The following is a 13,649-nucleotide window of genomic DNA, read 5'->3' on the forward strand; positions in this document are numbered from 1 at the left end:
AAGCGGCGGACGGGGCAAAGCGTCACCGGGCAGAGACTATTCCGCCGGAATCGCCCCCGCTTCCTCGGTCAGGGGGGCCGGGATGTGGATCAGCATCTCTCTCGGGCATACCTGCAGAAAGTTGCCCTTCTCGCGATCCCAATCCGACAGGATCAGGCGCGCCTTGCGTGATCCGGTCTCGGCGGCGTGGCGCTCGACCAGGCCGCGCAGCTGCCGCTCCCAATGGGCGACCGTGACCGGACAGGTGACCAGCGTCTCCATGTTCATCAACGGGGCCGCATCGCCGTCGGGATCATAGACATAGGCCATCCCGCCGGTCATGCCCGCGCCGAAGTTCGCGCCGATCGTCCCCAGGATCACCGCGACACCGCCGGTCATGTATTCGCACCCGTTGGAGCCACAGCCCTCGATCACCACCGACGCGCCCGAGTTGCGCACGGCGAACCGCTCGCCCGCACGACCGGCGGCGAACAGATATCCGTCCGTCGCGCCATAAAGCACCGTGTTGCCGATGATCGTGTTGTCATCCGCCTTCAGCGACGAGGCCATGGGCGGGCGCACCACGATGGTGCCCCCGGACAGGCCCTTGCCCACGTAGTCGTTGGCGTCCCCCGACACTTCCAGCTTCAGACCCGGAGCGGCGAAGGCGCCCAGCGACTGACCCGCCGACCCCTGCAACTTGACCGTCAGGTGATCGGGTTGCAGCGAATTGCGCATCCCGAACTTCGACACGATATGGCTGGAAATGCGCGTGCCCACGGTGCGGTGCGTGTTCTGCACCGCATAGGACAGCTGCATCTTCTCGCCGTCGTTCAGGAACCGCGCGGCATCCTCCACGATCTGCGCGTCCAGCGTGTCGGGCACGGCATTGCGCGGCTTGTTGCGGTCGTACTTGATCCGGTCCGCCCCATCGACCTTGATCAGAAGCGGGTTCAGATCCAGGTCGTCCAGATGCGACGATCCCCGGCTGACCTGAGTCAGAAGATCCGCACGCCCGATCACCTCATCAAGGCTCCGCGCGCCGATCTCGGCAAGGATTTCACGCACTTCCTGCGCATAGAAGGTGATCAGGTTGACGACCTTGTCCGCCGTCCCGGTGAACTTGGCGCGCAGCGCCTCGTCCTGGGTACAGACGCCCACCGGGCAGGTGTTCGACTGGCACTGACGCACCATGATGCAGCCCATGGAGATGAGCGCGGCGGTCCCGATGCCATACTCCTCGGCCCCCATCATCGCGGCCATGACGATGTCGCGCCCGGTCCGAAGCCCGCCATCGGTGCGCAGCGTCACCCGCTCGCGCAGCTTGTTCATCGCCAGAACCTGATGCGCTTCGGTCAGACCCATCTCCCACGGCAGACCGGCGTATTTGATCGACGTCGCGGGGGACGCGCCCGTGCCGCCGTTGTGCCCCGAAATCAGGATCACGTCGGCCTTGGCCTTGGCCACGCCGGCGGCAATCGTGCCAACGCCCGAAGACGCCACCAGCTTGACCGTCACCTTGCAGCGTGGGTTGATCTGCTTGAGGTCATAGATCAGCTGCGCCAGATCCTCGATCGAATAGATATCGTGGTGCGGCGGCGGGCTGATCAGCGTGACACCCTTGGTCGAATGGCGCAGCCGCGCGATCAGGTCGGTGACCTTCATGCCCGGAAGCTGACCACCCTCGCCGGGCTTGGCGCCCTGCGCGACCTTGATCTCAAGCTCTTCGCAATGGTTCAGGTATTCCGCCGTCACGCCGAACCGCCCCGACGCGACCTGCTTGATCTTGGCCGACGGGTTGTCGCCATTGGGTTCGGGCACGAAATGCGCCGGGTCCTCGCCGCCTTCGCCGCTGTCCGACTTGGCCCCGATCCGGTTCATCGCCACGTTCAGCAGTTTGTGCGCCTCTGGCGACAGCGCGCCCAGCGACATGCCCGGTGTGACGAACCGCTTGCGGATCGCGGTGATGCTCTCGACCTCTTCGATGGGGATCGACTTGCCCATGGGCTTGATCGCCAGAAGGTCGCGCAGGTGGATCGGCGGGTTCGCCTGCATCGCGTGGCTGAACTGCTTCCACAGCTCGTAAGACCCGCGGTCGCAGGCGGCCTGCAGCATGTGCATCGTCTGCGCTTCCCAGGCGTGCTTTTCGCCCGAGCGCCGCGCCTTGTAGAACCCGCCGATGGGCAGCACGTTCGAAGTGCCCCGCCAGCCGGCCGCATGGACCTGCTCGACCTTGCGTTGCAGGCCCCAGGTGCCGATGCCCGAAATCCGGCTCAGCATGCCGGGGAAATACTCCGCGACCATCGCCCGCGACAGGCCCACCGCCTCGAAGTTCAGACCCCCGCGATAGGAGGAGATGACCGATATCCCCATCTTCGCCATGATCTTGAGCAGACCGGCGTCGATCGCGTTGCGATACCGCGTCACCGCCTCGTCCAGGGTGCAATCCAGCAGGCCCTTCTCGATCCGGTCGGCCAGGCTGTCCTGCGCCAGATAGGCGTTGACGGTCGTGGCGCCGCAACCGATCAGCACGGCGAAGTAATGCGGATCGATACATTCCGCCGACCGCACGTTGATCGAACAGAAGGTCCGCAGCCCCTTGCGCGTCAGCCACGAATGCACCGCACTGGTGGCCAGGATCATCGGCATCGGCACGCGGTCTTCGCCCTGCAAGCGGTCTGTCAGCACGATATGCCCCGCGCCCGAGCGCACCGCGTCCTCGGCCTCGGCCCGGATCCGCTCCAGCCCGTCGCGCAGGGCACCGTTGATGCCGCCCGCCGGGAAGGTGCAATCGATGGTCGTCACCGAATCCTCGAAATGCGCGAACATCGTCTGGAACTGCGAGTTGCCCACGAACGGGCTGTCGAGCACCAGGATCTCCGTCTGGCTGGAACTCTCGTCCAGCACGTTCTTGAGGTTCCCGAACCGCGTCTTCAGGCTCATCACCCGGAATTCGCGCAGGCTGTCGATGGGCGGATTGGTCACCTGGCTGAACGACTGGCGGAAGAAATGGCTCAGCGGGCGATACTTCTCGGACAGGACGGCGCTCGGCGTATCGTCCCCCATGGAGGCCAGCGCCTCTTTGCCGTCCTCGGCCATGGGCGCCAGGATCTGCTCCAGCTCCTCGATGGAATAGCCGGCCGCGACCTGCCGCGTGCGCAGCTCTGCACCGCTGTGGATCGCCGTCTCGGGCACGCCCTTGGTGACGTCCTCCAGGTTGGTGATCCGCTCGACCCAATCCCCGAACGGCAGGCTGCCCGCCAACCGGTCCTTGATCTGCGTGTCGTGGTAAAGCTTGCCGTCTTCCATATCGACCGCGATCAGCTGACCGGGGCCAAGCGCGCCCTTCTCGATCACCGTCGCCTCGTCCACCGGGACCATCCCCGCCTCGGACCCGGCGATCAGCATCCCGTCACCGGTCAGAACATAGCGCATCGGCCGCAACCCGTTGCGGTCCAGACCCGCGCAGACCCAGCGCCCGTCGGTCATAGCCAGGGCCGCGGGTCCGTCCCACGGCTCCATCACCGCGTTGCAATAGGCATACATGTCGCGCCACGCATCCGGCAGCTCGACCGCCGATTGCGACCACGACTCGGGCACCAGCATGGTCTTGGCCATGGGCGCAGACCGCCCGGCCCGCACCAGCACCTCGAACACCGAATCCAGCGCCGCAGAGTCGCTCGCCCCCTGGGGCACGATGGGCTTGATGTCTTCGGCGAAATCCCCGAACGCCCCCGACGCCATGCGGATCTCGTGGGACTTCATCCAGTTGATGTTGCCCTTGAGCGTGTTGATCTCGCCGTTGTGGGCCAGCATCCGGAACGGCTGCGCCAGCCACCACTGCGGGAAGGTGTTGGTCGAATACCGCTGGTGATAGATGGCAAAGGCGCTCTCGAACCGCTCGTCCTGCAGGTCGGGATAGAACTCGGCCACCTGCTCGGCCAGCATCATGCCCTTGTAGATGATCCCCCGGCACGACAGCGACGCCAGATACAGACCATTGATCTGCGCCGCGATGGCCGCCTTCTCGATCCGGCGACGAATGACATACAGCTCCCGCTCGAAGGTATCCTCGTCCACGCCCTTCAGGTTCGAAATCAGGATCTGCTCGATCTCGGGCCGCGTCGCATTGGCCTTTTCGCCCAGGCAATCGATGTTCACCGGCACATGGCGCCAGCCATAGATGTAATACCCCATCCGCAGCACTTCGGTCTCGACAATGGTCCGGCAGACCTCCTGCGCGGTGAAATTCGACCGCGGCAAAAACACCTGGCCCACGGCGATGCGCTTGCCCTCGTGCGGCTCGTGGCCGGTGCGGCGGATCTGGTCCTTGAAGAACTCCACCGGGATCTGCACGTGGATGCCCGCGCCGTCGCCCGTCTTGCCGTCCGCATCGACGGCCCCCCGGTGCCAGATCGCCTTGAGCGCGGAAATCCCCGCCTCGACCACCTTGCGCGACCGCTTGCCCGAGATGTTGACGACCAACCCGACCCCGCAGGACGAATGCTCGCTCTCCTCGTGATAGAGACTTGTCCCCGCCATCGCCTGACGGCGGGCCAACTCGTCACGTTCCCAGTCGCTGAAATAATGGGTCATGGGGTATCTCCCTCGATAGATCGGTGGTCCCGCTCATAGTCGGCACGGGTCTGGGTTCGGTACTCCCCGGCAGGCGGCAGATAGGCCGGTCGCCGGTCGATATAGATCTCGGATGCCAGCGGAAACGCCGCCGCGTCGACAAACAGGCCGGGCATCAGTTCATAGGGCTCGCCCTCGGGGTCCGTATCGCGCAACCACAGGTGGCTGCCGCAGCGCGGACAAAAGGCCCGCTCCGCGAAATTCGACGACTGGTAACGCGCGACCTCTCCGGTCACCGTCACCGCCGCCGCATCGGCGTCGAACGCAGCAAATAGCGCGCCTGACCACGCCTGACACATGCGGCAATGGCACGCACCGACGGCGGCGACATGCGCGCCGTCCACCTCGATGGTGACCGACCGGCAAAGGCAGTGTCCGACGATCCGTCCGCGCACGTCATGGTCCGCCATCACGCCACCCGCGCCGCATAGCGGCCCAGTAATCCATCGACCCGCGACGCGCGGCCCCGGACGATGGCGCCGATCACGGCCTCCAGCAGACCCGCATCCTTGAGCGTCCGCGCCAGGTTGTGCCGACCCTGCGGCAGGATCCAGCGCTGCACCCGGGGCATATCATCCGGGATCAGCGCCAGATGGCGCAGGTCGTCGGGGCAATCGGACCCGGCCAGCACGAAGTAATGCGTCCGTGTCTCGCCCATCTCGTCGGCCAGGTTCCGCACCGGCAGGCTGCCATAGCGCTTGTGCACATCGGGCCAGCGGTCGTCCTCGATCACGCTGCGGTCCATGCTGACCTGCGGGGCAAAGGCAATCGCGCGCCGCACCCGCAGGTCGCGCGGCAGCAGCAGCGCGCCGAACCCGCCCATGGAGGTGCCCAGCGTGATGACCTCTTCGATCCCTTCGGCGCGACGCAGGTAGCGGATGAACTTCACCACGCGCCGCCAGAGACCGGGGGCCGCGTACCAGCTCGCCCGTTTGTCGGTGACGAACAGCACATTGTTATCGCCCCGCCCGCTGGCCGAGCCCGCGAACTCATCCAGCGGCGCGCCGCCGAACCCGGCCTTCATCCCGGTGAACACCACGACCAGACGCCGCGTCCGCCCGGGCAGCCAGCGCAGGATCAGGTCCTCGTCCTGAAAGACGGTGTCGATGGGCTGAACGGCCATCACGTCAAGCGGCCAGAGAACGGGTCAGCCGCGCTGACACATTGCGCGACCTGCATACCGGCCCGGGATGCACGGGGGGTGTACGGGGGGTGTACAGCTGACACCCCCTTCGGGCACCCGTCCCGCCCGGCCGACATTGCGTGAAATGCATGGCCGAAATATCCCGCTTGACCGGACATCCGCTCTACTCAGCGGCAACGCTGGACTGGGCGGCGGCGAACCGCTCCAGGATGGCATCGGCAGCCTCGCGACCGTCGCGAATGGCCCAGACGACCAGCGACGCGCCCCGCACGATGTCACCCACCGCATAGACCCCGTCCAGCGGCGTCTCGTGGGTGCGGAAATCGGCCTTGATCGTGCCCCAGCGCGTCACTTCCAGCTCCGGCTTTTCCCAAAGCTTCGGCAGCGCCTCGGGTTCGAACCCCAGCGCCTTGATGACCAGGTCGGCCTCCTCGACGTAGTCGGCCCCTTCGATCAGTTCCGGCGCCTGACGCCCCGTGGCATCCGCCTCGCCCAGTTTCATCTTCTGGACGCGCACGCCCTTGACCGGACCGGCCGCGCCGCTGTCGTCGGCCTTGGTCACGCGCAGGTCGACGGTGAACCCGTCGGGCGCGGTCAGCCAGACGAACTCGACGCCCTCTTCCTCGGCATTGGCAACCTCGCGCTGCGATCCCGGCATGTTGTTGCGGTCGCGACGGTAGAGGCATTTGACCGACGTGGCCCCCTGCCGGACCGACGTGCGCACACAGTCCATCGCCGTGTCGCCCCCGCCGATCACCACGACGCGCTTGCCCTTGGCATTGAGCTCACCGCTGTCGAATTCGGGCACATCGTCGCCGAACGACTTGCGGTTGGACGCGGTCAGGAAGTCCAGCGCCCGCACGATGCCCTTGGCGGCATGGTTCGCACCGGACAATTCCCGCGACTTGTAGACGCCGGTCGCGATGATGACGGCGTCATGCTTGTCCCGGATCTCGTCGAAGGTGATGTCGCGTCCGATTTCGGTGTTCAGCGCGAAGGTCACGCCGCCCTCCTCCAGCTGCGCGTTGCGGCGCATGACCACGTCCTTCTCCAGCTTGAAGCCGGGGATGCCATAGATCATCAGCCCGCCGGCGCGGTCGTGGCGGTCATAGACCGTGACCTGCACGCCCGCGCGGCGCAGCACATCCGCCGCCGCCAGCCCGCCGGGGCCGGCCCCGATGATGCCCACGCTTTCCGCGCGCTCAGCATGCGGCTTGATCGACGGGACCCAGCCCATTTCGAAGGCGGTGTCGGTGATATATTTCTCGACCGCGCCAATAGTGACGGTGCCGTGGCCCGACTGCTCGATCACGCAGTTGCCTTCGCACAGACGGTCCTGCGGGCAGATGCGGCCACAGATTTCGGGGAAGGTGTTGGTCGCCTGACTGACCTCATAGGCCTCCTGCAGGCGTCCCTCGGCCACCAGGCGCAGCCAGTCGGGGATGTTGTTGTGCAGCGGGCAATGGCTCTGACAATAGGGGACGCCGCATTGGCTGCACCGCCCCGCTTGCTCGGCGGCCTTCTCGGCGGCGTATTCGCGATAGATCTCCCCGAAGTCGGCCTTGCGCGCCTCGGCCTCGCGCTTTTCTGGCGTCTGGCGTTCTACCGTGACAAACTTGAGCATCTTGTTCGAGGCCATCCGGGTCTCCTCCCTGCGCCTTGTTTTCAAAGCGCCCACCAACATCAGACCCCCGCTCTACACGAGGTGTTTCGGGGAATAAAGTCAGCATTGCTGACCTAGTTTCAGATTTTCGAGGTCCTGAGGCGAGTTTTTCGCTCCGGTGAAGTTATTTTAGGTCCGACTTGGTCCTAAATGTCAATCTTTTCCTTTCGGCACAGGTGATTCATTGTGCGCGAAACCAAGGACGAATCAATCATGGCGCTGTGGCATCTCATCCTTCTGGCGCTGATCCAGGGCGTAACCGAATTCCTGCCCATCTCCTCCTCTGGCCATCTGATCCTGTTGCCCGCATTGACCGGAATGGAAGATCAGGGCACCGCCCTCGACGTCGCCCTGCACTTCGGCACCCTCGGCGCCGTCGTCCTCTATTTCCGCGCCGACGTCGCCCGCGCCCTGGTCGGCACTCTGGGTCTGTTCCGCCGCAAATGGGGCCCGGACGAGCGTCTGGCCGCAGGCCTCGCCATCGCGACGGTGCCGGTCATCATCGCGGGCCTGATCCTCAAGGTGACCGGGGCCAGCGACGCGATGCGCTCCGTCACCGTGATCGGCTGGGCGACGTTGGGCTTCGGACTGTTGCTGTTCTGGTTCGACCGCCGGGGCGCGCATGACCGCACCGTGGCCGACTGGACCCCGGGACAGGCCCTGAAGCTGGGGCTTTGGCAGGCCATCGCCCTGATCCCCGGCACATCGCGGTCGGGCATCTGCATCACCGGAGCCCGCTCCATGGGCTACGGGCGCGAGGATGCGGCGCGGATCTCGATACTGATGTCGATTCCGACGATCCTCGCCTCGGCGGCGCTTCTGTCGCTGGACGTGATGAACGACACCAGCGGCGCGCTGCTTCGCGACGGGGCAATCGCCGCGGTTCTGTCGTTTCTTGCGGCCTTGGGCGCGCTGGCCCTGATGATGCGGCTTTTGCGGTCGGTCAGCTTCACGCCCTATGTGATCTATCGGATCTTCTTGGGGCTTGCCCTTCTGACCTGGGCCTACACCTAGGACGGGACGCGCTGCGCGGGCCAGGAGACCGGCGGGATATCCCATGCCAGAAGACCCGTCGCCCGCGCCGCCACCAGAATGGCCCAGGCCCCGAAGACGTTTGCGACCACCGCCGCGGCAAGGATGCCGCCATAGCCGAACAGGGTCACGCCAAGCCACGCCAAAGGCACATAGATCGCCAGCACCCGTGCCACAGACAGGGTCATCGCATGGCCGGACTTGGAAATCGCGTTGAGCGCCGCATTCCCAGTGACCAGCATTCCGTAGCCGAAGATCGACCATCCGACGACCCGCAGATAGGCGGCGGCAGCCTGCGTGCTGCCCTCGCCCGCACCGAAGGCAGTGGCGATCCAGTCGCCGAAGATGGTCAGCGTCAGCGCCAGCAGAAGGCCATAACCGACCGAGAAGATCAGACAGAGGCGCAGCGCCTGTTGCGCGCGATCCTGCTTTTCCGCACCCCAGTTCTGACCCACCACCGGCCCGATCCCCGAGGACAGGGCCAACAGGGGCACGGCGGCCAGCGATTCGACCCGCGTGGCCGCGCCGAACCCGCCGACGTAATCGGCACCCACCGTCGCCACCGCCGCCGTCACCAGCGCCATGCCGGCCGGGTTGATCGCATTGGATGTGGCCGCAGGGCCGCCGATGGCGACGACATTGCGCAGGTTCCGCCACAGGTCCAGAAACGGCTCGCTACAGGGTTGAAGGATGCCATCGCGCAGCGCCAGAAAGAAGGCCATCGCACTGCCCGACAGCATGGCCACCAGCGTGCCAAGGGCCGCCCCGGCAACCCCCAGTTCGGGCACCGGGCCAAGGCCCAGAATGAAAACGGGTGTGGTCGTCACGTTCACGATGGCCGAAAACACCATGACGCCCGCCGATTGCGTGCCGTTGCCATGGGCCCGGAACACCCCGTTGATCAGCATCATCGACACGAGGAACGGAAAGGACAAACACCAGATCGGCGTGTAGCGCAGCGCCGTCTCGAGCACCTCTTCCTCGGCTCCCAGGGCCGCCAGAAGCGGGCGGTCGACCAGCCAGAAGAGCGCCGCCGCAATGGATGCGAAGGTCAGGCCCAGACCAAGGGCATGCAGTCCGCGACGGGTGACGTCGTCTTCGCTTTCCTTGCGGCCCAATGCCTGACTGATGATGGCGCTGGCCCCCGCCGACATCCCGATGGAGAGCGACGAGATGGCGGTGGTCACGGGATAGATGAAGCCCACGGCGGCCAGCGCCTCGGGCGAGACCTTGGCCAGAAAATAGGCATCGACCAGACCCGTGGAGATCACCGCCAGAATGCCGAGCATCATCGGCAGGGATAACCCGGCCAGCGCACGCCAGATCGGCCCTTCGGTCAGGTCCTTCGAATTGCGCGCCATGTGCCGTCCCTTGCCAGTCTTTTGGTTTCGCGGGCCAACCGTTGGCGCGGCGCAGCAGTTCCGTCAGGTCTTCAGGTTGCGGGCACTGTCCTTGATGTCCGAATACTGACCCGAGGGGCGAAAGCGATAGAGATAGCCCGGGAGGATCACCTCCATCGCGGTCGGCGCGATCCCGAAGGCGTCGAAGCCGGGGCCGGTCGCCACATTGTCATGGGCCAGGTTGCGCACTTGGTCACGGGTCAGGGTGCCATTGTGCAACAGGCCAAGGCTGAGCTTCTGACCCATGTCGAGGCCGAAGGCCATCAGCCGCGCGGCAAAGAACGGCACCGTCAGGATCAGGGCGCGGCGACGGATGACCTTGAGCATCGTCTGCATCAGCTCGCGGAAGGTATCGACGTCGGGGCCGCCCAACTCATAGACACCGGGCGCGGCCTTGCCTTCCGCGGCAAGGGCGGCGGCGGCGGCCACATCGTCGACGAAGACGGGTTGGAACTTGGTGTCGGGCCCCACCACCGGCAGGATCGGCATCATGCGGGCCATGCCGGCGAAGCGGTTGAAGAACTGATCCTCGGGGCCGAACACGATGGACGGCCGCAGGATCACGGCATCGGGCATATGCTCCAGCACGCCTGCTTCGCCCGCGGCCTTGGTGCGGGCATAGTCGCTGTCGCTGTCGGCATCGGCCCCGATGGCGCTGATCTGGACCAGACGCGCGACACCGGCGGCGGCGGACAGGCGGGCAACGCGGGCCGCTCCCTCGGCCTGAACGGCGTCGAACCGGTTCTTGCCCGCCTCGGCCAGGATGCCGACGCAGTTCACCACCGCATCCGCCCCCATGACAGCGGCGGCGACCGAGGCATCGTCGCGGATATTGGCCAGCACGGGCTCCACCTGACCGACGCTGCCGTACATGCGCACGAAGCCCGCCTCGTTCGGGCGACGGCAGGCGACGCGCACGCGCCAGCCGTCCTTGGCCATGCGGCGGGCAACATAGCGCCCGATGAAACCGGAACCGCCGAAAATGGTGACGAGCTTTTGCATGGGGTCGCTCCTGCCGAATGAGATGCGTTCGGATAGCCGCCGGGGGCCGTCCGGGCAAGTGCGCCAATTTTCGCAGTTTGACCGATTGACAGTCTTCGCACCCGGATATACGCACCGCGCACCGTGGATGCCCAGGTGGCGGAATTGGTAGACGCGCTGGCTTCAGGTGCCAGTTCTCGCAAGGGAGTGGAGGTTCGAGTCCTCTCCTGGGCACCACGGTCTACCAACACGAAACGCCCGGCCTCCGACTACCAACGGCGGCCGGGCGTTCGCGTTTTTGATCCGGAGGCCCGCGATGACCATCACCCTGCACCAGAACGATCTACCAGACGGGCTGGACCTTGGTTCCTCTGTCGCGATCGATTGCGAGACGATGGGCCTGAACCCGCACCGCGACAGGCTTTGTCTTGTGCAGCTGTCGTCGGGCGACGGGACCGCGCATCTGGTGCAGATCGCCAAGGGGCAGACATCGGCCCCAAACCTCGAGCGGCTGCTGCGCGATACCTCTGTGCTCAAGCTGTTCCATTTCGGACGCTTCGACATCGCGGCGATGTTCCACACCTTCGGGGCGCTTGCGACGCCGGTCTGGTGTTCCAAGATCGCAAGCCGACTGGTGCGGACTTATACCGACCGTCACGGGCTGAAGGTGCTGCTACAAGAGCTGCTCCAGGAAGACATCAGCAAGCTGCAACAGACCAGCGATTGGGGTGCCGAAACCCTGACCGAGGCGCAGCTGGCCTATGCGGCGTCCGATGTCCTCTACCTGCATCGCCTGAAGGCCGAGCTTGACGCACGGCTTGCGCGCGAGGATCGGATGGAGATCGCACAGGCCTGCTACGATTTCCTGCCGACGCGCGCGAAACTTGACCTGATCGGCTATCCCGAGACGGACATTTTCGCCCATACATGACAGACTGCCGCCATGGCATCTGCGCGCCCCCTGTCCGAAAGCCTTCACAGCCGCCTTGTGCGGATGGCGAAACTTGTCCTGCCGGTGCTGGCGTTGATGCTGCTGAGCACGCTGTTCCTGCTGGCGCGGTCGGTGAATCCCGATGACGCCATTCCCGTGGCCGATGTCGATGTGTCCGAACGGGCGCGGGATCAGCAACTGACGATGCCGCGTTTCACAGGCGTCTCGCAGGACGGGACGGCATTCGACCTGTCGGCGCGGCTGGCACGACCGGATCCCACGGACCCGCGCCGCATGACCGCCGAAGAATTGCGCCTGGTGCTCGACGGTCTGAACGGCGGGCAATCCACCGTCATCTCGAACGCGGGCGACGTCGATACGGCGCGCCGGACCCTGGTCCTGACGGGGGATGTGAAGATCGAGACATCCACCGGATACAGCCTGACCACGGACCGTCTGGAGGGGTCGCTCGGCCGTCTTGATGTGGTGTCGCCGGGGCCTGTCTCGGGTGATGGCCCCCTGGGTCGCCTCAGGGCCGGAGAGATGCGCCTGAACGAAGATGCCGACGGCGGGACGCGATTGCTGTTCACCGGAGGCGTCGACCTGCTATACCAACCCCCAACCTGATCCGGATATCCCGATGCTCCTGCGCAACCTGGCCCTTTCCCTCGTCCTTCTGTCGGCCACCACGGTGATGGCCGCCGCACAAACGGCGGCAGTCGGCTTTGGCCAGGGCGATTTCGACCGATCCGCTCCGGTCGAAGTGGCCGCCGACAGCCTGGAGGTGGATCAGGCGACGGGGCGTGCCACGCTGACCGGCAACGTCGTGATCGCCCAGGGCGACCTCAGGCTTTCGGCGGACATCGTCACGGTCGACTATTCGACGGGCGGCGGGGATCGCCAGATCGAGCGGCTGAACGCCTCGGGCAATGTCCTGATCGTGGCGGGCGAGGATGCCGCCGAGGGTCAGGACGCGGTCTATACCTTGGCCAGTTCCGACATCCTGCTGACCGGCGATGTCGTCGTCACCCAGGCGGGCAGCGTTTTGGCCGGTGACCGCCTTTCGATCAATCTGGCCAGCGGGGCGGGCACCGTCACCGGGCGCGTGCGGACCACGTTGCAGCCGTGACGCTTTCGGTCACCGAAGGCGACGGCGGCCTGCGCATCCGCAACCTGCGCAAATCCTATCGCAAGCGCCCGGTCATCACCGATGTGTCGATGGACCTGGCCCGGGGCGAGGTGGTGGCCCTTCTGGGACCGAACGGCTCGGGGAAAACGACGACCTTCTATTGCATCGCAGGTCTCGTCACCCCCGATGGCGGAACGGTCAGTCTGGATGGCCGCGATGTCACCTGGCTGCCGATGTATCGGCGCGCCAAGGCGGGCATCGGATACCTGCCACAGGAAATGTCGATCTTTCGCGGCATGACGGTGGAACAGAACATCATGGCAATTCTCGAAGTGGCGGAACCGAAACGCCACCGCCGTCGCGAACGGCTGGAGGAGCTTCTGGGCGAATTCCACATCGAACATCTGCGCCGCGCTTCGGCCATGGCGCTCTCGGGCGGTGAACGGCGGCGGGTGGAGATCGCGCGATGCCTGGCCGCGAACCCGAGCTACCTCCTGCTCGATGAACCTTTTGCGGGTGTCGACCCGATTGCCGTTGGCGATATCCGCGCCCTTGTGGTCGAGTTGAAGTCGCGCGGAATCGGCGTCCTGATCACCGATCACAACGTCCGCGAAACCCTGGAACTGGTTGATCGCGCCTATATCCTGCACGACGGGCGTGTCCTGATGTCGGGCAGCCCGGACGAAGTTGTCGCCAACGACAATGTCCGTCGGGTCTATCTGGGCGAAAGCTTCACCCGTTAATCGCTTGATGTG

At 65.6% G+C, this 13,649-nt stretch carries 11 protein-coding genes and 1 tRNA gene; 6 read left to right on the forward strand and 6 right to left on the reverse strand.

Annotation, left to right across the window (positions count from 1 at the left end; translation table 11 throughout):
• Positions 1-36 precede the first annotated feature (36 nt).
• The 4 genes from gltB to BM002_RS16140 all read right to left on the reverse strand — a co-directional run bounded on the left by gltB (position 37) and on the right by BM002_RS16140 (position 7,397).
• Positions 37-4,575, reverse strand: coding sequence for a glutamate synthase large subunit (gltB, locus tag BM002_RS16125; protein WP_092783604.1), 4,539 nt, complete (start codon positions 4,573-4,575; stop codon positions 37-39).
• On the reverse strand, positions 4,572-5,024 hold the full coding sequence (locus tag BM002_RS16130) for a GFA family protein (RefSeq protein ID WP_092783607.1): 453 nt from the start codon (positions 5,022-5,024) through the stop codon (positions 4,572-4,574). Before BM002_RS16130 ends, gltB begins: the two co-directional genes overlap by 4 nt.
• The gene (locus tag BM002_RS16135; RefSeq protein WP_092783610.1) at positions 5,024-5,737 is read right to left on the reverse strand and encodes a hypothetical protein; all 714 of its coding nucleotides are present in this window, start codon (positions 5,735-5,737) and stop codon (positions 5,024-5,026) included. Before BM002_RS16135 ends, BM002_RS16130 begins: the two co-directional genes overlap by 1 nt.
• A 184-nt stretch (positions 5,738-5,921) precedes the next feature.
• Positions 5,922-7,397 (reverse strand): NAD(P)-dependent oxidoreductase, encoded by a 1,476-nt coding sequence (locus tag BM002_RS16140; protein WP_092783614.1) that lies wholly within the window; start codon positions 7,395-7,397, stop codon positions 5,922-5,924.
• A gap of 237 nt (positions 7,398-7,634) precedes the next feature.
• On the opposite strand from BM002_RS16140, the gene BM002_RS16145 reads away from it, so the two are divergent.
• The gene (locus BM002_RS16145; RefSeq protein ID WP_092783961.1) at positions 7,635-8,435 is read left to right on the forward strand and encodes an undecaprenyl-diphosphate phosphatase; all 801 of its coding nucleotides are present in this window, start codon (positions 7,635-7,637) and stop codon (positions 8,433-8,435) included.
• Here BM002_RS16145 and BM002_RS16150 read toward each other — a convergent pair.
• A complete protein-coding gene (locus BM002_RS16150) occupies positions 8,432-9,814 on the reverse strand; it encodes an MATE family efflux transporter (protein WP_092783617.1) in 1,383 nt (460 codons plus the stop codon). The two genes, BM002_RS16145 and BM002_RS16150, sit on opposite strands and share 4 nt — an antisense overlap.
• Before the next feature lie 63 nt (positions 9,815-9,877).
• A complete protein-coding gene (locus tag BM002_RS16155; protein ID WP_092783620.1) occupies positions 9,878-10,855 on the reverse strand; it encodes a complex I NDUFA9 subunit family protein in 978 nt (325 codons plus the stop codon).
• 129 nt (positions 10,856-10,984) lie between these two features.
• Here BM002_RS16155 and BM002_RS16160 point away from each other — a divergent pair.
• The 5 genes from BM002_RS16160 (at position 10,985) to lptB (ending at position 13,637) form a co-directional block, all read left to right on the forward strand.
• Positions 10,985-11,071: transfer RNA gene (locus tag BM002_RS16160), tRNA-Leu, on the forward strand.
• A 79-nt stretch (positions 11,072-11,150) separates the two neighbouring features.
• On the forward strand, positions 11,151-11,765 hold the full coding sequence (locus BM002_RS16165; RefSeq protein WP_092783623.1) for a ribonuclease D: 615 nt from the start codon (positions 11,151-11,153) through the stop codon (positions 11,763-11,765).
• Between the two features lie 12 nt (positions 11,766-11,777).
• Positions 11,778-12,392, forward strand: a complete 615-nt coding sequence (gene lptC, locus BM002_RS16170; protein WP_092783626.1) for an LPS export ABC transporter periplasmic protein LptC — start codon at positions 11,778-11,780, stop codon at positions 12,390-12,392.
• Positions 12,393-12,405: 13 nt separating this feature from the next.
• Positions 12,406-12,894, forward strand: a complete 489-nt coding sequence (gene lptA / locus BM002_RS16175) for a lipopolysaccharide transport periplasmic protein LptA (RefSeq protein WP_245749296.1) — start codon at positions 12,406-12,408, stop codon at positions 12,892-12,894.
• Entirely contained in the window at positions 12,891-13,637 is a 747-nt protein-coding gene (lptB, locus tag BM002_RS16180; protein ID WP_092783629.1) for an LPS export ABC transporter ATP-binding protein, read from the forward strand. The genes lptA and lptB overlap by 4 nt, the downstream gene beginning before the upstream one ends.
• Positions 13,638-13,649 lie beyond the last annotated feature (12 nt).

Origin of the sequence: Jannaschia pohangensis (genome assembly GCF_900113875.1) — a bacterium.
Classification (GTDB): Bacteria; Pseudomonadota; Alphaproteobacteria; order Rhodobacterales; family Rhodobacteraceae; genus Jannaschia; species Jannaschia pohangensis.

What these genes read in the sequence shown, in the direction of transcription:
- BM002_RS16150 (WP_092783617.1), bottom strand. Translation starts at nt 9,814, where the DNA reads ATGGCGCGCAATTCGAAGGACCTGACCGAAGGGCCGATCTGGCGTGCG.
- BM002_RS16130 (WP_092783607.1), bottom strand. Translation starts at nt 5,024, where the DNA reads ATGGCGGACCATGACGTGCGCGGACGGATCGTCGGACACTGCCTTTGC.
- gltB (WP_092783604.1), bottom strand. Translation starts at nt 4,575, where the DNA reads ATGACCCATTATTTCAGCGACTGGGAACGTGACGAGTTGGCCCGCCGT.
- lptA (WP_245749296.1), top strand. Translation starts at nt 12,406, where the DNA reads ATGCTCCTGCGCAACCTGGCCCTTTCCCTCGTCCTTCTGTCGGCCACC.
- BM002_RS16155 (WP_092783620.1), bottom strand. Translation starts at nt 10,855, where the DNA reads ATGCAAAAGCTCGTCACCATTTTCGGCGGTTCCGGTTTCATCGGGCGC.
- BM002_RS16165 (WP_092783623.1), top strand. Translation starts at nt 11,151, where the DNA reads ATGACCATCACCCTGCACCAGAACGATCTACCAGACGGGCTGGACCTT.
- BM002_RS16140 (WP_092783614.1), bottom strand. Translation starts at nt 7,397, where the DNA reads ATGGCCTCGAACAAGATGCTCAAGTTTGTCACGGTAGAACGCCAGACG.
- BM002_RS16135 (WP_092783610.1), bottom strand. Translation starts at nt 5,737, where the DNA reads ATGGCCGTTCAGCCCATCGACACCGTCTTTCAGGACGAGGACCTGATC.
- BM002_RS16145 (WP_092783961.1), top strand. Translation starts at nt 7,635, where the DNA reads ATGGCGCTGTGGCATCTCATCCTTCTGGCGCTGATCCAGGGCGTAACC.
- lptC (WP_092783626.1), top strand. Translation starts at nt 11,778, where the DNA reads ATGGCATCTGCGCGCCCCCTGTCCGAAAGCCTTCACAGCCGCCTTGTG.